The sequence below is a fragment of the Streptomyces sp. NBC_01216 genome (genome assembly GCF_035994945.1).
GTDB lineage: Bacteria > Actinomycetota > Actinomycetes > Streptomycetales > Streptomycetaceae > Streptomyces.
The window spans coordinates 5,079,210-5,099,657 of record NZ_CP108677.1; the positions used below are offsets into that span (position 1 = coordinate 5,079,210).

Below are 20,448 nucleotides of genomic sequence, written 5' to 3' on the forward strand. Positions count from 1 at the left end.
GCCCCTCTCTCACCAGAACAGGGCCCCACCATGACCACGCAACTCCTCGAACGACCCGCAACCATCACCGTCCCCGACACCGAAGCGGGCAGGCTGACCGTCCCCGCGACCGGCGGCAGCACCACCCTCCCGACGTACCGCGTCGGCACCCCCGACATCCAGTGCCGATACCCCGTGATCGTCGGCGAAGACCAGGTCATCGGCCGCGCCTACCGGTGGCACCGGGATTGGCTCGTCCTCACCACCGCAGGCGAACGCAACCTTCGCCGCCCTCCCAAGGGAACCCCCGGCACCGACATGGCCGCCGCTCATCTTGCCGAGGAGTACGCCGCCGGTCGGATCGGCGCGGTCCCCCTGGAACAGGTCCTCGCCGAGGCCCCCACACCGCTGGTCGGGCCGGTGCCCCTCCTGCACCCGCGGATGCCGGTCAACGACCGCAACACCGAGGGCGCCGAGATCGCGTTCGCGGGACTCGCGGCCCACCACTGGCGGGCTGTCCTCACCGGGTTCCCTGGCAGCGATAACCACTGGTTCCTCAGCTGTGAATTGTGCGACTGGCAGGGGCCGAAGTTCTGGAGCCACTTGCGCGGGCGCAACGGAGAGCCGCCGAGCGCGCGCCGTCACAGGGGCGGGTGCATCGGGGAGGACAAGGTCCGCCAGTTGATCCCCGCCTACCACTAGCAGCCCGACCGGGGGCGGCGGCAGCACGCCGCCGCCCCTGCCCTGCCCGAAGGACAGCACCGTGCCGACCCGCCACACCCCCGAAAGCATCGTCATCGCGGACACCCCCGCCACGATCCTGGAATGGGCCGCCCGCCACATCGAACACGTCGGCATCCACCAGGGCCCGCGCCTCTTCGACGGTCCCGGCCGCACCGCCACGTTGCCGTGCTGGCCGCGAGGCGCCCTCCAAGTCGCCGCCGGCCACGGGCGGGGAGCCGCCGGCCGGACGTACGACTGGGACCGCATCGACCGCGCCCGCGACCAGGCGTTCGCCCTCCTCGCGGAAACCCTCACCGGTCACCCCGTCAGCGCCGAGGACCCCGCCGCCACCAAGGTCCTGCACCGCGAGGCCATCGACCGGTGGAGCGCCGAGCCCGGCCGTACCGCCGCCGACGCCGCCCACGCATTCCGCACCGCCGCCGCCCGCGCCGAACACGCCCTGTTCTGACCCCGACGCCCGCCAGCATCCCGAGTCATCAAAGGCCAGCACGATGGACGAGACGACACAAGACCGCAGCACCACCAGGACGCCGAGCCGCCGAGGAGCCGCCACCCCCAGCCGGGACGGCGTCCACCGACTCAGCGTTCCCCTCCACCCGCGGCTCAGCGCGACCGAGCTGATCCGCGTACTCCTCGCGGCCCCCGGGGAAACCGACCTCTCCACCCTCGACCCCGTACAGGTCCGGTCGCTCATCGCCGACGTGCTCACCCAGCACGGCTACGGCGTGCTCGACCGATCGCCGTACTACCCGGAGCTCGACCGCCACCAGGACGCCCGCCGGGCCGTGCGCCGCGCGTACGGGCCCCGGTTCCTCGACGCCCCCGACGAACAGGCCGTGCTCGCGGACCCGCTCCGCGAAGTGCTCGCCGCCGGAAGCAGGCCGTCGTGACCGACACCGTCGCCGAGCCGACCGGAGCACGGGCACGGCAGACGCACTACTGGCGAGTGCGCAACGCGCGGACACGCCACCGCCCCGAGAAAGCCGGGCGGGCGTGGCACATCCAGCCCGGACACCCCGGCGGCGCCTACTGCGACCTCGGCCACGAACTGGACCCGCCCGCACACCACACCCCGACCCTGCTCTCCCGCAGCCGGCCGACCGGCCGCCGGAGGGACGAGCAGGAGTTCCGCGGCGGCTGTCTCGCGTGTGAATGGGAAGGCCCCGTTCACTGCGGCGACGGGTTCGGGGACGGCGACAACGAAGCGGTGGAGGACGCGCACGACCATGCGTTCCCCGGCTGGAGGACGCTGCCGCCGATCACCACGGTCGAGGATCGATGGGCCGCTCTGCAGAGCCGGAGCCGCTGGGCTCAGCTCACCTCCCAGTACCCGGCGGGATGGGTGGATCAGGGCGCCCCCGTCGTGGCCTGGCGTCGGTACCGCCGCAAAGCCCACCTGCCGCCGCACGCCGGACGCCCCCGCTACGAACTCCTCGTCGCCCGGCCACCCACCGGCCGGGGCCGACGCCCCACAGATCAGGGCGCCCTCTTCTGACGACCGCCGTCCTCTGGATCAGAGCCCCGCCCCGCGCGACGCAAAGGTGGTTTAATTACTCCGCCGTCAGCGGAGCGGGCAACCTCCGACCGGCCGCGCGTCCCACAGGACGCCGCTCACCCCAGACGACAGATGACGGCCAGCGCACAAGGGCAACAAGGCGCTGGCCGTCGGTGTCTCTCACCAGAAAGACCACACCATGCTATGTGACCGACACCCCGACTGTCCCCAGCCCGGCGACATCGCCCAGCTCACCAGGGGTAACAGCATCGGCGCCGACGCCAGCGACTCCTTCGTCATCGTCGAGGACTTCCCCCCGACCGGCCGGCACCTCGTGCTCAACCTCCCTGTCGACCACCCCGGCCGCGCCGACTGGGCCGCCGCCGTCCCCCTGGCCGACATAGCCACCCTCACCCGGCTCGAACCGGCGGGCAGCCGTACGTGGACGCCGGCCCCGGACCCGGACGACATCGAGTGACCGCGCCGAGCGGGCACGACCCCGACCAAGAACAGGAGACGACCGTGTCCCCCAAGACCGGACGCACGCTCTACTCACGCGCGGACCTGCGCAGGGTCCACGGCATCAGCGAGCCGACGCTTCAGAACCTCTGGACCGACCGGGAGAACAACGGGCACCCGCCCGTCGCGGACACCATCGACGGCGTCATGCACTGGGACGGCGACGTATGGGCGACGTGGCACCACGAGCTTCAACGGCGGCGCGCTGCCGCCAGCACCACCAACCCACCGAAGCTCGATGGCGACCCGGAGGAGATGGTCGGCCCCGCCGAAGCCGCGAAGGTCTGCGGGTTCGCCGACTCCACCACCGTCTCCCACTACGTCAAGAACCCGCCCGAGGGGTGGCCGGCACCGGACGACTGGGACGAGCTTCCGACCCGGCGGCGTCCGAAGTGGAAGCGCTGGCGGCTGTGGCAGTACCTCGCGGACCGCAAGGGCCGCGGGCACGCCGGCGGACGGCCCACCGGCCGCCGCGGACTGGCCTACCCGTACCAAGGAGACGAGCGGCTGGCCCTCGCCCGGCAGGCCATCGCGGCGAACCCCGGGGCGAAGAATGCCGAACTGATCCCCGCACTCCAGGGCCAGACGGAGAAGACCTACTCCCGCCCGACCTGGAACCTGATCCTCAAGTCCGCCCGCGAGCACCCCGAGGAGTGACCCGTGCCCGACACTCGCTGTCCGCGCTGCGGCGGCCCGCTCGGTGAACGGCCCGCACGTTCCCGGCTGACCCTCGACCGCGAGGTCTTCATCTGCACCTTGTGCGGTACGGACGAAGCCGTACGCGAAGCCCACGGTCAGGCGCCGGTGCCATTCGGCGAGTGGCCCCTGAACACGTAGCCGTCGGCCGAGCCACACGGCCAGCATGACGAAGGTCCCCGCTCCGACCCGGAGCGGGGACCTTCGTCATGTCACCAGGGGCCTGCGGATCGAGCAGGGCCCAACCAAGACCGCACGACCCGACAGCAGTCAGACGTCCCGGTCCAAACCGGCCCTCCGCGTCGCCCCCGTACACCGGGGAGTCCGCGGCCATCCAATACGAGCCCGTCAACTCGGCGAACCGGCGGGAGGCCGCCGGATACGGGGTGTGCTCCATACGCCATCCAACGACTCGGCCCCGCGCAGGTACCGCGCCGACATCGGATCGTCACACCGCCTCAGCACGTACGGCACCCCAGCCCGCGCACCCCGCACAGAGGTAACAGTCCAACCGGAGATCGGACTCCAGGAGCCAAATCCGCCGGAGCGAGAGGCCGCTCCGAGTTGTCCGATCCAGTTGGGTGCTGCATCGCTCGTCGGCCGTGACCAGAGGGATGAAGGGTCGGACTGTGCGACCGGCGCCGGAGTTGGTCAACCCGACCCTGCATCTTCGGCGAACACGTCCAAGCCCACCGCTGTGTCGGGCGACACGAATGTGTCAGTGGGCGACGCCACGTCACTCGGCCGGAGGCGTTGCTCCCGTCATCGAGCGGATCGGCGGCTGTATCAGGGCCAGACGTATGTGACCCAGTATCGCTGCGCGCACTTGAGCGGGGAGCCTGTGTTGTAACCCAATGTGAAGGCAGCGGTGCGCTCGGACTTGTTACCGTGCGGCTGGTGTGCGCCGATGGTGGTGTCGGCCGCAGACATGAGCGCCCGCACTGCCTGCCCCAGGTCGGCGTGGCCGACCATCTTCTGCTTGAAGGCGTACTTGGCCCAGTTGCCGCTGAAGCAGTCCGCGATGAGCTCGGACTCCTTCACCGGAATGGTGTTGCCGTTCTCGTCCAAGACGGGTGCACCATCCTTCATCTGCACGATGGCGGGCAGGTTCAGCTGAGTCATGTACTCCTGGGTGACCTCATGGCCGTATTCGTGCGCCACCACAGTGGCTACTGCGAAGGCGCTGGTGTCGGCTTGCAGGCTCATGGCAGAGCCCACGGGTATGTGGATCCCACCCGTGTAGGTGGTTCCCTCGGCGTTGGTCCAGGTGTCAGCCGCGCAGTAGAAGTAGTTCTGCGTGTTGGTCTGTATCGGCTCAGGCAGACACCGGCTTACGGACTCCTGCCCAGAACCGATGAGCGAGTAGTACGTGGACGGCCCCGTTAGCTTTTGCTGCGTGAAGTCGTTCTTCCAGTACTCATCAATCTTGCCGAAGGCGAACGTCAGGTACTCGGCAAGACCCTCAGGAGTGTCGGTAGGAATCTCCTGGGCGTAGGGCGCTGGAGCGGTGGGGGTCGGAGGCGGCTGCGGTTCACTCACCGCGGTTCCGGTGAACGGGCCGGCCGCGACGAATGTAAGCGCGGCAATCAAGGTGGTGCACGAGGTTGCACCCTTGCGTCGTCGCATAACGGACTCCCTTTCCGGGCCTTCCCTTCCTCCACCGTGCGCCCGCCGGGTTTCCCCAGCAACTCCTGCCGTGTGACCCCCCCGGCGGCCCACGACGCACCTCTTACCGGCGTGACAGCCGACCATGATCGACCCAGCCTGTCGAAGCCGGGGTACTCCTCCGCGTCTGAGTCGACGGCGGCAACGACCCCGGCGACGCCTCCCAGCGCCAAGCCGTCGAAGACCTAGCGGCCGCCATGGTTACGCGCGGCGACATCATCGACGTCCTGCCCAACCACGTCGCATACAGCCTCCGGCTGCTCTCCGAGCAGCCGTCACCGCCTACCGACACACCTCATGTCGCCGACCACTGACATTTCGTGTCGTTTCCCACTGACGTTCTGACGTCGTCCGACAGCAAGGTCACGCTGACCTATGCAAGATCACGTGCAGCCTAAAGCTGACCTGTGCAAGGTCGACCAGTTGTCGTCTGCCACGGAAGTGTCAGTGGTTCTGCCACCTGATGTGTCAGTCGCGCGAAACGACCAGCCGAGGACGTGGGACGCCCCCAGCGCGGGCTGCGCCGGGGGCGGTCTGTGTGTGTCCTGTGCCACTGAACCTCGACCGTTTGCCACTGAAGTTTGACCGGGGTCGAATGCGCCTGGCAGTGGAGCGGGAGGGCCACCGCAGCATGGTCGAGCGTCCCGAGTAGCAGGGCCCGGAGACTGTCTGCCGCCATCCATGCCGGGCCGACCGACCTTTCGGATGTAGGGAGAGCTGTGGGAGGAGGCACTTGCACCATCATCTGTTGCCAGCCAAGCGATGGCTGATTCCCTGTGAGTTGATCGATTCAGGGAGAAGGGTCTCTCCAGTAGCTCTAGCGTGGCGGGAAACCGACCAAACGAACTTATGGAGCGTCCATGACCAGCAGCGAAGCAGAACCCGCCGCCGCCGACCAGGAGGCCCAGCAGATCCCGGTGGTGATCAACATGTCCGAGGTCGACGCCGCCACCGACGCCCGCGACGCCTTGTTGCGGGCCATTGGTGCTGAAGCCCAGATTGTCGCGGACAAGTTCCCGGGCCAGGCAGCCAAGGCCCTGGTTGACCTTGCGAACGCCTACGCCCTGGTGACCGCCGGAACCACGGCAGTCGCCACAGTCTCCGCGCCCACCCGGTCGTTCGCGAGCACCATCAGCAACCTCCAAAACATCAACGAGAACGCGTCGGCCGCGTTGGGCTGAGTAGAGGGCTGAGCTCGCTGCTGAGACGGCCAGATGAGGCTGGCCCATCAGTCCGCCTGGGGTCCGCGCCATGAGCCGCGGGCTTGTTTCCCGAGGCAAGTCCGCCGCTCGCCGATCAAACTTCAGTGTCAAACGGTCAAGGTTCGGGGTCATAGGACAGTGTGGACTACGAGGCGGGCCCGGCCTCGGGGATCAGTCGAACCGGGTGGTTGTCGGCGAGGTTGATCAGGGGCGGTAGGGGCCGCTGACCTTCAGTGAGCGGTGCCGCAGTGCGCGATACCCAGGGTCTGGTCGGTGCCGGTGAGGGCAAAGACGCGGGCGACGATGGGGGCCTTGACGTCGGACACGGTCAGCGGCACGCCTTGGCGGGCAGCACGGTGGCGGGCAGAGGTTGACGGTCATCTGCTGGGGGTCGTACAGCGGCCCTTGTCCTTGAGTGCGATGGCGAAGGTGAGCGTGTCGTCGTCGATGACCTTCGGCCGTCCGCCGTGGTTAGCGCGTCGCTGACCGGGTCAGCCGCCGCCTGGGCGTCGACGGTGATGTCGGCGAAGCCGAGACCGCGCTCTGCTCCGTTGGCTCTGGGGGTGGAGCAGAGCGTCGGCGGACGCTGCGGCGGGTGCTACAGGGGCCTGGCCCTTTCCGCTTGTGCGCCCTTCGGCCCCTGCGTGACCTCGAACTCCACCCGCTGGTTCTCTTCCAAACCCCTGGGCCCGGTGCCCTGGATCTCGGAGGACTGCACGTACACATCGGCGCCGCCGTCATCCTGGCTGATGAAGCCGTAACCGTTGTCGGCGCTGTACCACTTCACGGTGCCTGTTGGCATGGGTCTCAGTCCTTCTTCCGGTGCTACGGGGCGCTCTGAGCGCCCCGGCCACAGCCGATCGAGCCGACTGCGGCACTCGATCATGTCTTGCCGCCGGGGGGGAAAGCCGCTGTCTTTCCTGTGCCTCACCCGCGGGGATGAACGTCGTCGTGCCACGGCTCTGCTTGAGGCGGCGGCACTGTGCCGACTGATGGACAGACGCTTTTCGGTTCTCGGACCGCCCGGGGCTGCTCATGCGGCACAGCGACCTGCACTCTCAGAGGTCCGGCTCATGGCGTACGGCCAACAAGCGGATAAGTCGGCCTGGTGGCCGGGCCACCGCCGGCTCGGCAGCGAGGCCGGTCCGGCAGTGGCGCGTTCAGTGCGTCAGCCGGTGGTCTGTGTGGTCAGCTGCTCTTCTTCGGCGGTGTCGTCGGCGGCGCTTTTCTTGCCGAAGCCGCGGTGGACGCACATCAGCTGGTCGTGGGTGCCGTTCTTGTCGCGGTAGACGATCAGGGCGGGGCCGGCGTTGCTGGCGTGCTTGCTCAGTTCCTTGTCCTGGCTCCAGCCCTTGCCTTCTTCGAAGACGGTGTACCACAGGCTCTGGTCACGGTTGCCCCGGTGGACGCAGTACAGCTTGTCCTTGAAGACCGCGAGGGCCGCTCCGGCTGTGGTGCCGTGCTGGGGGAACTTCTGGCTCTGGCTCCAGTCGGTGCCGTTCTCGGAGACCGTCCACCACAGGCTGTTGTCGCTGCCGTCGCCCTTGTAGACGCAGTACAGCTTGTTCTTGTAGACGGCGAGGGCCGGGTTGGAATCGGTGGCCGTTTTGGGGATCACCTGGTCGCCGGCCCAGCTCGTGCCGTCCGGGTTGAGGGTGGTGTACCAGAGCTTGGGGTCCGAGCCACCGCCGCGGTGGACGCAGTAGAGCTTGTTCTTGAAGACGGCCAGGGCCGGTCCCGCGCCGGTGGCGTGCCGGGGGAACCGCTGGTCGGAAGACCACCCGCCGGCGGCTGTCCGGGCCGTCCACCACAGGTCCGTGTTTCCGTTGCCCTTGTGGACGCAGTACAGCTTGCCGTTGAAGACCGCCACTGCCGGGCCGGCGTCGCTGGCGTGCCTGGGAAGCTCGACGTCGTCGCCCCAGCCGCTGTCGGGGTTGTAGAGGGCCTGCCACAGGCTCTCGTCCGAGCCGCCGCCGCGGTGAATCACATGCAGGCTGCCGTCGAAGGAGGCCAGCGCGGGGTTGGACTGGCTGGCGTGGGCGGGCAGGCGCTTGTCCTCGCTCCAGCCGCTGCCCTCCTCGAAGACCGTCCACCACAGGCTGGTGTCTTCCTTCGGGATCTTTCCGACCGGGATGAGCATGCCCGGCGCGATCCACGGCGAGACGAGCTTGCAGCCGTACCCGGCGGACACGGCCGAGATCCACTCTTTCTTGATCTCGCAGAACGCCTCGACAATCTTGTTGAACGGCGACGGCAGGATCTCACCGCCAACGGCACCGATCAGCTCGGCGATGTCTCCCGCCATGTCGGCGGCCTCGGCGTTGAGGTGGAGCTCGAAGCCCCACCACTTCGTCTCTTTCCAGACCTCGACGCCGCGTGCAGCCAGTTCCTTCCGGGCCTGCTCGCCACGCGCCAGGTCCTGCGGTGACGGCTCCGCGTTGTCGCTGCCCAGGATGTAGCTGGGGCTCTGTGCAGCTGCTTCGTCAATGGCCAACGGGCACTCCTAGCGTTTGGTGCTGTGAAACTCAGGGCCGCCTCAGCAGCTGCCTTGAGCAACGAGACGAACTCACCCGACCACGAACCACCCACTACGAAAAGTAATTATTAAGTCACGTTTAGTGTCATATTTTCGGGTGTCTCGTGTCAGGTCCGTGTACGACCTCTGTCGCACACCGATCAGCCGGACCCGGGAGGCCGCTGTCCAGTACAGATATTGATCGGCCATTGGATTCCTACGACGCCCGCGACAGCAGAGGCGACGATCTGTACTCGTGGATCAGGTGGATGACAGCGGCGCGGATCGCGTCGTACGCCGAGTCATCGACAGCGTGGTCGGGGCCGGCGGTGAGCGCGTCGGCCTTCCGTCCAGCGCCCGCCCTGCTGCTCGACGCGATGAAGACCGCGTGCTGCTGCTTGGCCTCCTTGTACGCCGCGTTGAAAGCGTCGACGGCGGCGGCGTCCGGGATCAGGTCGGCGGGGCAAGGTACCGGCAGCGGCTGCATGAGGGGCATCGTGCCAGGCGCGGCCGGGTGGCGCCGGTGCCGACGCGTACGGGCGCGGGGGCGCTGCTGGTCAGCGGTGCAGGTCCTCGTTGAGCCGACGGTGCAGCAGCAGGAGGGCCTCGGCGTCGGCGACGTCGGCCAGCTGGTGGAGCAGGGGGCGGATCGCGGGGTCGTCGCCGGCGCGTACGGCCGCCACGATGCGCTCGATCAGCCGTGCTGCCTCGCAGGGGGTGGCTGCCGGACCGGGCGGGGCCCAACCATGGCCGTCCGGTCCGGCAGCGTGGGGTGCAGCCCCGTGGGGGCTTGTGGTCGTCACGGGTTCAACGCTCCTGCTCGGACTCAGTCACGCGGTGAGCGGCGAGCGCGCCCTTCACGGTCGGCGGTTCGATGGCGACGCCGAACTCGTACAGGCCGATCTCCAGCACGATGTCCGTGGTCGCCGCGGCGGTCCGCTTGAGGGCGAGCGCGGTGGCCCCCTGGGCGATGGTCTGCTCGCGGCCGGGGACGTCAAGGTCCTGGAGCGCGGACAGCACGTTCCGCCACAGGGTCGTCATCGCTGCGTCCGCTCCTGTTCCTGCTCGGTATGCGCCTGGTTCCGATCGTCGCCGTCGGCCTCACGGTCGCCGCCGTACGGCCCGAAGGGCCCGACCTCCCCGGCGGCGCGGGCGCCCAGGAGGAGGGCGGCCCCCTTCATACGGTGCGGGTGCGGGATCACCGGGTGCTCCCTTCGAGCTGGGCGGGGACGCGGGAGGTCCGCAGTTCCTTGAGGTCGGGGACGTGGTTGTAGAGGGTGCCGACCGAGACGCCGAGCAGGGCCGCGATGGTCTCGATGCTGTTCTCCGGGTTGGGCAGCATGTCGCGGGCGGCGCGAAGCAGCTTGTCGTTGACGACCGAAGGCCGGCCGCCGACGCGGCCGCGGGCCCGGGCTGCGGCCAGGCCCTCGTTGGTGCCCTGCACGATCAGCTCCCGGATGAACTCCGCGAGCGCCGCGAACACGTGGAAGATCAGGCGGCCGCCCGGGGTCATGGTGTCGAGCTTCTCGTGCAGCGAGGTGAAGCCGATCTCGCGCTTGCGCAGCTCGGCGACCATGTTCACCAGGTCCTGAAGCGAGCGCCCGTACCGGTCCAGGGAGGGCACGACGAGGGTGTCCCCGGCCTGGAGGAAGGCGTGGCACGCCTTCAGCTCCGGGCGCAGGTCGTTCTTCCCGGACTTCTTCTCGGGGAAGATGCGCCGGCATCCCGCGAGGGTGAGCGCGTCGATCTGCCGGTCGAGCTTCTGTCCGCCGGTGGAGACCCGGGCGTAGCCGATGCGGATCTCGGTCGGACGGGCCGGGAAGATGCCGAGGAGGTCGTCGTCAGCGCCGAGCACGTCGGTCAAGGTCGTCACGGGGGCAGTCTGCCCTCAAGTAACCAACGTTTTCTGAGGATCGGCCGACGATCACCGAAAAGGGCTCCAGAGCCTTCAACAACTCCCTCAAAAACCCCCGCCCCTCAAGAACACCCGGAGACCCTTTGATGAGGGAATCCGGGCCCCTCCGGCCGTATCCGGATCACGCCCGGCGTCCGCTCGCCACCGGTTCGGGAACAGTCCACCCGGATGTGTGGATGCGGGCGCATGTTCGGGCGCGGGGTTCTGCCACCGCTGACACTTCGGTGCATGGGGAGGGTGTCGGCGGAGAAGCGCCGGGCGGCCGTCGAACGGCTGTCCCGGCTGCGCGAGGACGAGGCGCTGACCGCGGCGCATGTGCGTACGGTCGCCGCGGGCCTTGAGGTGTCGGAGCGGACGGTGTGGCGCTGGCTCGCGCCGCCGAAGCCGGCCGCGCCCGCCGCCCGCCCGCGCCCGCGCTACGAGCTGAACGAGGCCGACCGGGCGGCGCTCGCCTTCTACCGGGGCAACGTCGCCGCCGTGGTCCGCGCCCGGCGGGCGGTAACCGACGGGGACGGCACGACGGCCGGGGCGCCGGTGCCCGACTTCCTCGCCGACGGCTGGGCGGGCGCGAAGCCGGTCGCGGAGCGCACCCTGTACCGGGCGTTCACCGACGGCCTGACCCCGGCGGAGCGCGCAGCGTGGAAGACCGGTGAGGCCGGGCGCCGGGCGGGCTCGGTCTACCTGCGCCGCCCCGACGCGCTGCGCGGCCGCATCTGGGAGATGGACCACAAGCAGCTCCCGATCCTCGTCTTGCCGCCGAAGGGCAAGGCGCTCGCGCCGTGGCTGACCACCGTGGTGGACGACGGCACCCGGGCCCTGCTCGGCTGGGCCATCGCCACCGCCCCCAGCTCCGGCACGGTCCTCACCGCGATGCGCCTGGCACTCACCCACGAACCCGAGCTCTCCCCGTTCGGCGCGGTGCCCGAACTCGTACGCATCGACCGCGGCCTGGAGTTCGCCGCCGGCGCCGTCAAGGAGGTCCTGGGCGGCCTGGCCGTGGTCATGCACCGGCTGCCCGCGTTCACCCCGCACCGCAAGGGCAAGGTCGAGCGGCTGAACCTCACGATCGAGCAGATGCTGATCTCCCAGCTCCCCGGCTTCACCGGCGGCCCGCGCGACGCCGCCGGCCGCCTGTACGGGCCGATCAAGGACTCGACGGCCGCCCAGCGGGCCGCCGAGAGCGCCGCCGAGGGCGAGGGCCCGCTGCGCCTGGAGCGGTTCGTACGCCGCTTCGCCGACTGGGCCCGCTGGTACAACACCTCCCACCGCCACCGCATGCTCTGCGGACGCACCCCGCTCCAGGCGTGGGAGGAAGACCCTGCCCCGCTGCGACGGATCGGCGCCGACCAGCTGCGCCACCTCATGCTCGCCGGCACCGAGCGAATCGTGCAGAAGGACGGCATCAACTTCCGCTCCCTGGCCTACGTCGCCCCCGAGCTGCATGGGCGCGGCGGACAGCGGGTCCAGATCCGGTACATGCCGCACGATGACCGCACCATCGAGGTCTACCTGGGCGCCGAGCACCTGTGCACCGCCTACCCGACCGGCCAGCTCACCCCGGCGCAGACCGACGCGTTCCGCGAGCACGCCCGCGCCGAAGCCGAACGACTCGGCCGGGAGCGGCGCCGCGCCTCCCGCCAGGCCCGCCGCACCCTTGCTCCCATGACCGGCGACAGCGCACCCGCGGAGTCCCGGCTCGTCCCGGCCGCCGACGGCCGCGACCGTACCCAGCGCGACCGCGACGCCGCGCTCGCCGCCCGCGCCTCCACCAGCCTGCTCGGACTCATCGACCCCACCGCCCCCGCCGACCCGGAGAGCTGATGCCGCGCCACTTCGTCGACCTGGACGGGGCCAACGCCCTGCCCACCGGCCACTTCCAGATGACCGCCCGGATCGTCCGCGACCTCGTCGCGCACGCGGCGACCGGCGTCGTCCACGGCCCGGCCGGCACCGGCAAGACCTTCGCCGTCGAAGCCGCCCTCGAAGCCCTCGACGCGCTCCCCGCCGTCGACCGGCCCCAGGTGTGCCTGCTGACCTTCCCCTCCCGCCCGACCATGCGCATGATCGCCGACCAGCTGCTGCGCGAACTCACCGGCGCGGACACCCCCACCTCCCGCAACCGCTTCGACCTCACCACCAAACTGGTCGGCCTGCTCGCCACCCCGATGCGCCTGGTCGTCGTCGACGAGGCCCAGCGGCTGAACGGCGACTGCATCGAGCTGCTGCGCCACCTCCACGACCACCCCAAGACCCGCTTCGCGCTGCTCTACGTCGGCGGCGACGGCTGCTGGGAGGTCCTGTCCAAGGAACCGATGCTCCGCTCCCGCGTCTTCCGCCGCCTGCCCTTCTCACCCCTCGCCCCGGCCAAGGTGCCCGCCCTGATGCGCCGCTACCACCCCATCTACCAGGGCGCCGACGACGAGCTGCTGCACGAGGTCGACGCCTCCTACGGGCACGGCACCATGCGCGACTGGGCCGTCTTCACCCACACCGCCGCCGCCCTGTGCGCCGAGCAGAACCTGACCACCGTCGACCAGACCACGGTGCACAACGCCTACTCCCTCCTCGGCGGCGGCCTGCGTGACTGAGACCCTCCCCGCCGCCGAGCAGACCGAAGACCCCGCCGCCCGGCCGGTCGTCCCGCGCCGCACGGTCCGCGTCGTCATCGACGCCGGCGACGACCCGGGCCTCAACCGCCGCCTGGCCGCCCTCGAAGCCGCGAGCCGGATCGTGGTCCGCCCCAACCCCGTACGATCCACCACCGACCTGGTGTGGGACGTCCTGGCCGCCGCGGGCAAGAACCCCGCCGCCGTCCACTCCCCGCGCCTGAGCGTCGCCGACGCGTGGAAGGCCGTCGCCGCCTGGCTGTCCGCCGCCCATGTCACCGACGTCATCGTGGAACGCGCCCACCGCCTCCTGCCCGGCGAACCGCTCGAACTCGCCAAGCTCGCCGACCGCATAGACGCCGACCTGTGGCTGATCTGGTCCTCACCCGCCGACCCGACCCGCACCTGCAACTCGATCGAAAGCCTCGGCCGCTCCCGCCGCAACCGCGGCCGCCTCCCGGCCAGCGGACCCCACCGCCACGTCCGCGTGATCGGCATCAGCATCTTCCACGACCTGCTGTCGCTACCCGCCCCGGCCCACCACCAGCCGCCCCACCCCGACGAGCACGCCGACATCGACGCCGACTGGCCGGCCCTGCCGACCGCCGACTTCCCCCTCTTCCTCGCCACCTGCCGCCGCCGCCTCGCCGGAGACACCTTCGACCAGCTCAACCACGCCTACCGCGCCGAAGCACAACGCGCGGACGAGTTCGTACGCCGCCATCGCCACGAGCTGACCCCGAGCCGCACCCCCGGCGAGTTCCAACGGCAGCTGAACGCCTACCTGCGCGACGAACGCCTCGGCACCGCCGCCAGCGGACGCCTCGCCCTCATCCGCCTCCGCGCCATCCAAGCCTCCCTGCTCACCCGCGGCGTCCTGCTGCGCTGGCAGTCCGCCGCCCTCGGCCCCGCCGCCCCCGACAAGCTCACCACCTGGCTCACCCCCGGCATCTGCCGCGCCCTGCGCGCCACCGTCTCCACCCACGCCGCCGCCGTCACCGTGCTCTCCCTGCACCTGACCGCCGCCCCCGACCGCTTCGCCCACCTGCTATGCCGCAACGTCGACGAACACGGCCAGTACCTGTACCTGCCGACCTTCGCCGACCACGCCCTCTACCTCCGCGCCGACTGGGCCCACCAGCTCGACCGCCGCGACGACGACGAGTGCCCCAGCTACGCCCACACCACCGGCAAGACCCTGCTCCCGCCGTACGCGGCCGACATCATCGCCGCCCACCTCGCCCACCGCCGCGCGGACGGCGCCGGCACCCGCCGCCGCTTCTTCGCCGACCCGAAGAACCCCGCGCTCGACGCCTCCGACCGGGCCCTGACCGAGATGGTCCTGCGCACCTGCCGCCGCATCGGCGTCGACCCGATCTGGCTCCACCGCGGACACTGCGAAGTCGCCCAGCTCGGCGCGGGCCCCGCCCCGCTCACCGACTGGATGGCAGCCCGCCGGCTCGACGTGAAGATCCTGACCGACCGGGGAGCCACCCTGTGACCGACCCCGGCCCCTACAAGCCCCCGCGCTACAAGCCCCGCGGCTGGGGCGAGGAACTGCGCCGCCGCCAGCACAACGCGGGCATGTCCGCCTGGGAGCTCGCCGACCTCCTCGGCGTCCACGAGCACGACATCTCCCTGGACAACCTGCCCAACCAGCCGCTGCGCGTCGTCCTCGAACTCGCCCGCCGCCTCGACCTCCACCCCGGCGACCTCACCCCGTACGCCGCCGAGGTCTACAACCACCCCCTCTACTTCGACGCCCAGTTCCCGGCCGAGCCCGCCCCCGGTACCGACACGGACGCCGTCGCCGTTCTCAACGCGCTCGCCCACGCCGGCCGCCCGCTCACCGCCGATTTCCTTGCCGAGTCCCTCGGCTGGAGCCTGGACCGCGTCAGCGACGCCATCGAACGCGCCTGGGCCTACCCCCACCTCGCCGGGCCATACGCCCTGCGGCGCGCGGCCCCCGCACACTTCGCCCTCAGCCCGCGCCTGGACGTCCTCACCGACCGGCAGATGAACTGGGTCCACCCCGCCAACCACACCGAGCCGTGGCGTCACCCGCGAGATGCGCACTTCCGGCCGCTCCAGCGCGACGTCCTCAGCGACCAGGACGCGGCCGTGCTGTTCCAGGCGTCCTACGAGGGCACCGTCTCAACCGATCCCGAGGAGCCGATCGCGGCCACCGTCGCGGGCCTGCTCGACGCCGGGCTCCTGATCCGGGCCGACGACGGGACCGCAGTCCTGACCGACGACGTCCGCTACAGCCTCCGCCTCACCGACGCCGACGACGTCAGCACCTACTGACACACCTCATGGCAGAACCACTGACATCCAGTGGCAGACTCCGCTGACGTCCCGATGGCAGACGACACCAGTACCGGACACGAGTGACCGAGGTTCCCCGTCGTTGATCATGATCTTGAATTGAGAGGACCAAGGTATCGTCACTTCGTGACGATACAATCAGCCAAGACGACCGAAACTGGCCGGATGAGAGCGGGGGGTGAGCGGGCCGATGGGATGGGTGACCATGATCGGCCCCTCCGACGAGCAGGTTGAATACCGCCTTACCGGCGGCCACGGATGCGGGAAGTCCACGACGGTCGACGCCGCCACCCTCGTCGCCGCCATCGAGGCCAAGGCCGAAGCGGCCGGTGCCCCCGTCGCCTCCCTGTTCGCCAACCGCGAGGCCAAGCGCGCCTTCTTCCGCGCCCGCGGGCTCGTCCGCAGCAAGGGCACCGCGCGGTTCACCGGGTTCGACGCCGTCGAGGTCGCCGCCGCAGCCGGACTCGACGCCCGCGACCTCTATGGCGAACGGGCTCTTCCCCCACGGCCCGTCGACGGACAGGTGGACTACCACCTGGACGCCAGCGAACGCCCCCTGGTCTGGATCGGGGGAGGGCTCACCGAGTTCGACATCACGCCCGGCAGCGTCCTCGCCCCCGAGCAGTTCCAGGCGGCACGGCGCCTCATGCACGGGGAAGACCCCCGGACCGGGCAGACCCTCGTGGAACCCAAGCTGGCCATCGCGCCGGCCGCCAAGCTCCCAGCCGCCCCGCTGGCCCGCGCCATCCGACGCGCCGCCGCCGAACGCAGCGTGACCCCCGCCTCCCTGCTGGACTCCAAGCGCAAGCAGGACGCTTACCGCCGGATGGAGAACCAGATCCAGCGGTTCGGGGAGTCGCACCGCGTGCCCGTCGCCACGGTGCTGAAGCTCGCCGACGCCGTCGGCATCGACGCCGTCGACCTCTACGGTGAAGGCGTGGTGGAGAAGGCTGTCGCCGCCGAGGCGGGCGGCCACCTGGACGCCCGTGCGCTCCTTCGCGCAGTCGAGGCCCGCGCCACCGAGATCGGCCAGGAGCCCGCCGACCTGTTTGACGCCGCGTCCATGAAGCGCCGATACGCCCAGACCGAGGGCCAAGGTGCACGGCGCCTTCGGGACCTGCCGATGGACGTCCGCGAAGCCGTCGCGATGGCCAAGGCGGCAGGACTCTCGCCCGAGGACGTGTGGGACGCCGAGGAGATCAAGGCCGCTCTCCTCGAAGGCCGCGTGCAGGTCGGCAACTTCGGCGCCGACGTCACCTTGGACCTGGCGAAGTCGAAGTCCGCGTTCCTCGCCTACGCGCCCGAGGAGATCGCCGCCCAGGTCGAAGGCATCTACACAGCCGCCGGCCGCGAGTCCATCGGTGCCCTGGAACGGTGGACCGCGTACGCCATGCGTGGCCACCACGGCGACGGCGACGAAGCCGAGACCGTGAAGACGAGTGGGTTCTCCGGCTGGATGATGGTCCACCGTGCCGCCCGCCCGGTGGACGGCGCACCGTATGGAGACCCGCACTTCCACCTGCACTTCACCCTGGCCAACATGGTCAAGGGTTCCGACGGCAAGTGGTCCACGATGGCCAGCGGGGGCCGAGACCTCCACCGGCACACCCGCGCGACCCAGTCCCTTATGAACGCGCGCATCCGCAGGGAGCTGACCGACACATTCGGCATCAGCTTCCGCCGCGAGGAGCGGACCGGCGCGTGGGAGATCGCAGCGATCCCCGAGTCCACCATCAAGCTCTTCAGCAAGCGCGACAGCCAGGTCCGGGACCTGCTGACGAAACTCGGCATTGACTACGACAGCGCCACGACCCGCGAGCGCACCGCCGCCTCCACCGCCTCCAAGGCCGCGAAGAACGGCGAAGCCGCCGGAGTCGAGGACGACGTGCTGCGCGCCTACTGGCAGGCCGAAGGCCGCGCTGCCGGTGACGACCCCGACGCCATCGCAGCCAGCGCGATGGAGCAGGACCGAGCGGACCAGAACCCGTCTCTGGACGAGCTGTGCGCCCAGGTCTTCGACCCGAAGACCGGCCTGACCAGCCACTCCAAGGAGTTCACCCACGCCGCCGCCATTTCCGCCGTGTTGGACGCCCTGCCGTACGGCGTCGCGGACGCCGCTGAAGCCGAACAGCTCACCAACTCTGTCCTCCGGCACGCCGGGTACGCGGTGCAGCTGAACCCGAAGGGTGCCCAGCACTTCACCCACGCCGACCGTTACACCACGGCGGATGTCGTCGCGGCGGAAGCTCTGATCGTTTCCGAGGCAACGAACCGGCTCGGCACGCAGGCCGCCGTCGTCACCAGCGACACCGTCGACATGACCTTGTCCACCGTCGAGGCCCAGCATGGTGGGACCTTCGCGTTCTCCGACGAACAGCGTGCCGTCCTCGAACGGCTGCTTACCGCCGGGCACGGAATCGACGCCGTGGTGGGCATCGCGGGTTCGGGCAAGACCACGATCATGGACACCGCGAGGCAGGCGTGGGAGGCCCATGGTCTCGTCATCGCCGGCGCGAGTACAGCCGCCGTCGCCGCCGCGAACCTGAAGGCTGAGGCGGGCATCGAGTCCCGCACCCTTGCGTCGTGGCTCACCGGCATCCGTGCCGGTGGCCCCGGCCTCACCGGCGTGGACGTGTTGGTCGTGGACGAAGCCGCCATGTGCGATGACCGCGACATCGCTGAACTCCTTACCCACGCCGCGATGACCGGTACGAAGGTCGTCGGCATCGGCGACCCGAAGCAGCTCCACTCGCCCGGCATCGGCGGCAGCTTCGCCGCCGTGCACCACATCGTCAGCGGACTCAGCCTCAACGAGAACTTCCGGCAGAAGGACATGGTCGAGCGCCGTGCCCTGGAACTGTGGCGCGACGACAACCGCGTGGAAGCACTCCGTACCTTCGCCGGAACCGGCCGCGTGCACGCCCTCGCGGACAAGGACGCCGCCCTCGCCGCGATGCTCACGATCTGGGCCGACAAGCGCGCCGCGCACACCGACGACCACACCGCCGTGCATCAGCTCCTCATGCTCGCCGCGACCAACGAGATCGTGGAGGAACTGAACGTCGGGGCCCGCGCCCTGCGGAAGGAGAACGGCGACCTCACCGGTCCCGAGCACGCCTACGCGCTGCCCGGTGGCGGCGAACTGACTCTGTCCGTCGGTGACCAGGTCCTCCTTCGGATCAACGACTACCGGGGCAAGAAGTCCCGAGGCAACAACCAGGACGTGTTGAACGGCCTCCGCGGAATCGTGCGGGCCGTGGACGAGGAACGCCGGGTGCTGGTCGAGTGGCGAGAGAAGACCGCGGACGGCCACCGTGACGTCGCCGAATGGGTCGATGCCGACTACATCGCACAGGGCGGACTCAGCCTCGGATACGCGATCACCGGCCACAAGTCGCAGGGTCTCAGCGTCCAAGAGGCTCTGGTCTACGGACCCGGCGCCCAGGCGAATGCGCTCTACACGATGATGTCGCGGGACAAGAAGGAGTCCCACCTCTTCCTGCCGCTCTCCGTCTACGAGACCGACGCCGACCGTGCCCGCCACGGCGACGCACTCACCGAGCAGGAACAGCTTGACCGCGCCGTCGCCGGCCTCGTGCGCGAGATCGAGAACGGCACCGAGGAACGCATGATCCTCACCGAACTCCCGAAGAGCGCGGTCCCCGCCCACGTCCGCCAGGCCGTAGCGGATCTGCCGATCCCGCGCGCCCCCGGTGCCGGTGAACCGCACGACGCGAACACCCCCGAAGAAGCCGCAGCGCCCGAGGTCCGATCCACCCCGGCCACGGCTGGGCGGCACGAGGAGTTGACCGCTCCTCCTGAAGCCGCGCCGACGGCTGAACGTCCGTATGCCCACCTCAGTAATTCAGCCTTGCGCGACGCTGTGCGAAAGGCGGCGTCGGCAGCGCGCGCCACCAACACGGCGGCCGGGAAGGCGGAGGCCGCCGCCGATCGTGCCGAGCGGGAGGCTGCTGCCGGATCAGGCCCCAACTCGCTCGCACTCCAACGCCGTCATGAGGCCGTTGCCGAACGGGCCGTGGCCATCTGCGAAGTCCGAGCGCTGGACAGCACGATCGCTGAACGCACCGCCCGACTGAGCGGCACGCAGGCCCGGATCGAAGGTCTCGAACGGCAGCTGGCCGCGACGGGCCGTTTCGGGCGCTCCGCGCTCCGCGGTGACGAGCGTGCTGCGGTCGAGGCGGACCGGGAGGCACTGCTTCGTACCCGTGAGGAGACAGGGCAGGAGCTGGAGCAGATGCGTACGCGGCTCCAGGATGTTGCTGGGCAGGCCGGACCCGTCGGTGAACACGAAGCTGTGCTGACGGAAGCGGACATGTCGCCGCAGGAGAAGGCCGCACTGCTTCGGCGGGCCAAGGACAAGGACAACGGGGCCGCCAAGCAGCTTCGGGCCGAGGCCATCAAGGCTCGCAGCACTGCTCGTGGCGCGGACCACCGCGTGTCCGGTCTTCAGAAGGAGACGAGTTTGCGACACCGGCGCGGGGGTCAGCACGTCGACGTCGGTGAGTCCGTGGCGCCCACATCTCCGAGCCCCGATTCCTCGTACGCCAGCCGAACTGCGATGGACCACACGCAGCCTGCACTGCCGGACAGCGCTCACGACGCGCCGCCCGTGTAGAGGGCGCCTGAGACTGCCTAGGGCTCATGCCAGGTATGAACCCGACGCGAGAGCGGTACCGCAGCGTGATCTCGTGACCCGAGCGGCAGGTGGAGGGGCGCTCGGGCCGCGACGTAGTAGACGGACCACGGTTCGCCGTAGAAATGAC

21 protein-coding genes are annotated in these 20,448 nt (G+C 70.0%); 13 read left to right on the top strand and 8 right to left on the bottom strand.

Annotated features, from left to right (window positions below):
• Positions 1-30 precede the first annotated feature (30 nt).
• From OG393_RS22625 to OG393_RS22655, 7 genes are all read left to right on the top strand, one after another.
• The gene (locus OG393_RS22625) at positions 31-681 is read left to right on the top strand and encodes a hypothetical protein (protein ID WP_327376508.1); all 651 of its coding nucleotides are present in this window, start codon (positions 31-33) and stop codon (positions 679-681) included.
• Positions 682-742: 61 nt separating this feature from the next.
• Positions 743-1,171, top strand: a complete 429-nt coding sequence (locus tag OG393_RS22630; RefSeq protein WP_327376509.1) for a DUF6197 family protein — start codon at positions 743-745, stop codon at positions 1,169-1,171.
• Positions 1,172-1,214: 43 nt separating this feature from the next.
• A complete protein-coding gene (locus OG393_RS22635; protein ID WP_327376510.1) occupies positions 1,215-1,613 on the top strand; it encodes a DUF6181 family protein in 399 nt (132 codons plus the stop codon).
• Positions 1,610-2,218 (top strand): DUF6349 family protein, encoded by a 609-nt coding sequence (locus tag OG393_RS22640; RefSeq protein WP_327376511.1) that lies wholly within the window; start codon positions 1,610-1,612, stop codon positions 2,216-2,218. Before OG393_RS22635 ends, OG393_RS22640 begins: the two co-directional genes overlap by 4 nt.
• A gap of 199 nt (positions 2,219-2,417) precedes the next feature.
• Positions 2,418-2,696, top strand: coding sequence for a DUF6211 family protein (locus OG393_RS22645; RefSeq protein ID WP_327376512.1), 279 nt, complete (start codon positions 2,418-2,420; stop codon positions 2,694-2,696).
• A 44-nt stretch (positions 2,697-2,740) separates the two neighbouring features.
• Positions 2,741-3,394, top strand: coding sequence for a hypothetical protein (locus tag OG393_RS22650; RefSeq protein ID WP_327376513.1), 654 nt, complete (start codon positions 2,741-2,743; stop codon positions 3,392-3,394).
• Positions 3,395-3,397: 3 nt separating this feature from the next.
• Positions 3,398-3,574 carry a hypothetical protein gene (locus tag OG393_RS22655; RefSeq protein ID WP_327376514.1) on the top strand — a complete coding sequence of 59 codons (177 nt, stop codon included), beginning with the start codon at positions 3,398-3,400 and terminating at the stop codon, positions 3,572-3,574.
• Positions 3,575-4,219: 645 nt separating this feature from the next.
• On the opposite strand, the gene OG393_RS22660 is transcribed toward OG393_RS22655, so the two are convergent.
• Positions 4,220-5,059, bottom strand: a complete 840-nt coding sequence (locus tag OG393_RS22660) for a neutral zinc metallopeptidase (protein WP_327376515.1) — start codon at positions 5,057-5,059, stop codon at positions 4,220-4,222.
• 899 nt (positions 5,060-5,958) lie between these two features.
• Here OG393_RS22660 and OG393_RS22665 point away from each other — a divergent pair.
• Positions 5,959-6,279, top strand: a complete 321-nt coding sequence (locus OG393_RS22665; protein WP_327376516.1) for a hypothetical protein — start codon at positions 5,959-5,961, stop codon at positions 6,277-6,279.
• Positions 6,280-6,898: 619 nt separating this feature from the next.
• On the opposite strand, the gene OG393_RS22670 is transcribed toward OG393_RS22665, so the two are convergent.
• The 7 genes from OG393_RS22670 to OG393_RS22700 all read right to left on the bottom strand — a co-directional run bounded on the left by OG393_RS22670 (position 6,899) and on the right by OG393_RS22700 (position 10,688).
• On the bottom strand, positions 6,899-7,102 hold the full coding sequence (locus OG393_RS22670; RefSeq protein WP_327376517.1) for a cold-shock protein: 204 nt from the start codon (positions 7,100-7,102) through the stop codon (positions 6,899-6,901).
• 366 nt (positions 7,103-7,468) lie between these two features.
• Positions 7,469-8,794 (bottom strand): hypothetical protein, encoded by a 1,326-nt coding sequence (locus tag OG393_RS22675; RefSeq protein WP_327376518.1) that lies wholly within the window; start codon positions 8,792-8,794, stop codon positions 7,469-7,471.
• A gap of 238 nt (positions 8,795-9,032) precedes the next feature.
• Entirely contained in the window at positions 9,033-9,302 is a 270-nt protein-coding gene (locus OG393_RS22680) for a hypothetical protein (protein ID WP_327376519.1), read from the bottom strand.
• Between the two features lie 70 nt (positions 9,303-9,372).
• On the bottom strand, positions 9,373-9,618 hold the full coding sequence (locus OG393_RS22685) for a hypothetical protein (protein ID WP_327376520.1): 246 nt from the start codon (positions 9,616-9,618) through the stop codon (positions 9,373-9,375).
• 4 nt (positions 9,619-9,622) lie between these two features.
• Positions 9,623-9,856, bottom strand: coding sequence for a hypothetical protein (locus OG393_RS22690; RefSeq protein ID WP_327376521.1), 234 nt, complete (start codon positions 9,854-9,856; stop codon positions 9,623-9,625).
• Positions 9,853-10,017 carry a hypothetical protein gene (locus tag OG393_RS22695; protein WP_327376522.1) on the bottom strand — a complete coding sequence of 55 codons (165 nt, stop codon included), beginning with the start codon at positions 10,015-10,017 and terminating at the stop codon, positions 9,853-9,855. The genes OG393_RS22690 and OG393_RS22695 overlap by 4 nt, the downstream gene beginning before the upstream one ends.
• Positions 10,014-10,688, bottom strand: coding sequence for a recombinase family protein (locus tag OG393_RS22700; RefSeq protein ID WP_442817347.1), 675 nt, complete (start codon positions 10,686-10,688; stop codon positions 10,014-10,016). The genes OG393_RS22695 and OG393_RS22700 overlap by 4 nt, the downstream gene beginning before the upstream one ends.
• Before the next feature lie 270 nt (positions 10,689-10,958).
• Between OG393_RS22700 and OG393_RS22705 the strand changes: the two genes are divergently transcribed.
• The 5 genes from OG393_RS22705 to mobF all read left to right on the top strand — a co-directional run bounded on the left by OG393_RS22705 (position 10,959) and on the right by mobF (position 20,300).
• Positions 10,959-12,551 carry a Mu transposase C-terminal domain-containing protein gene (locus OG393_RS22705; protein ID WP_327376523.1) on the top strand — a complete coding sequence of 531 codons (1,593 nt, stop codon included), beginning with the start codon at positions 10,959-10,961 and terminating at the stop codon, positions 12,549-12,551.
• Positions 12,551-13,318, top strand: coding sequence for an ATP-binding protein (locus OG393_RS22710; protein WP_327376525.1), 768 nt, complete (start codon positions 12,551-12,553; stop codon positions 13,316-13,318). Before OG393_RS22705 ends, OG393_RS22710 begins: the two co-directional genes overlap by 1 nt.
• Positions 13,311-14,837, top strand: a complete 1,527-nt coding sequence (locus OG393_RS22715; protein WP_327376526.1) for a hypothetical protein — start codon at positions 13,311-13,313, stop codon at positions 14,835-14,837. The genes OG393_RS22710 and OG393_RS22715 overlap by 8 nt, the downstream gene beginning before the upstream one ends.
• A complete protein-coding gene (locus OG393_RS22720; RefSeq protein WP_327376527.1) occupies positions 14,834-15,643 on the top strand; it encodes a hypothetical protein in 810 nt (269 codons plus the stop codon). Before OG393_RS22715 ends, OG393_RS22720 begins: the two co-directional genes overlap by 4 nt.
• A gap of 211 nt (positions 15,644-15,854) precedes the next feature.
• Positions 15,855-20,300 carry a MobF family relaxase gene (gene mobF, locus OG393_RS22725; RefSeq protein ID WP_327376528.1) on the top strand — a complete coding sequence of 1,482 codons (4,446 nt, stop codon included), beginning with the start codon at positions 15,855-15,857 and terminating at the stop codon, positions 20,298-20,300.
• Positions 20,301-20,448: the final 148 nt, after the last annotated feature.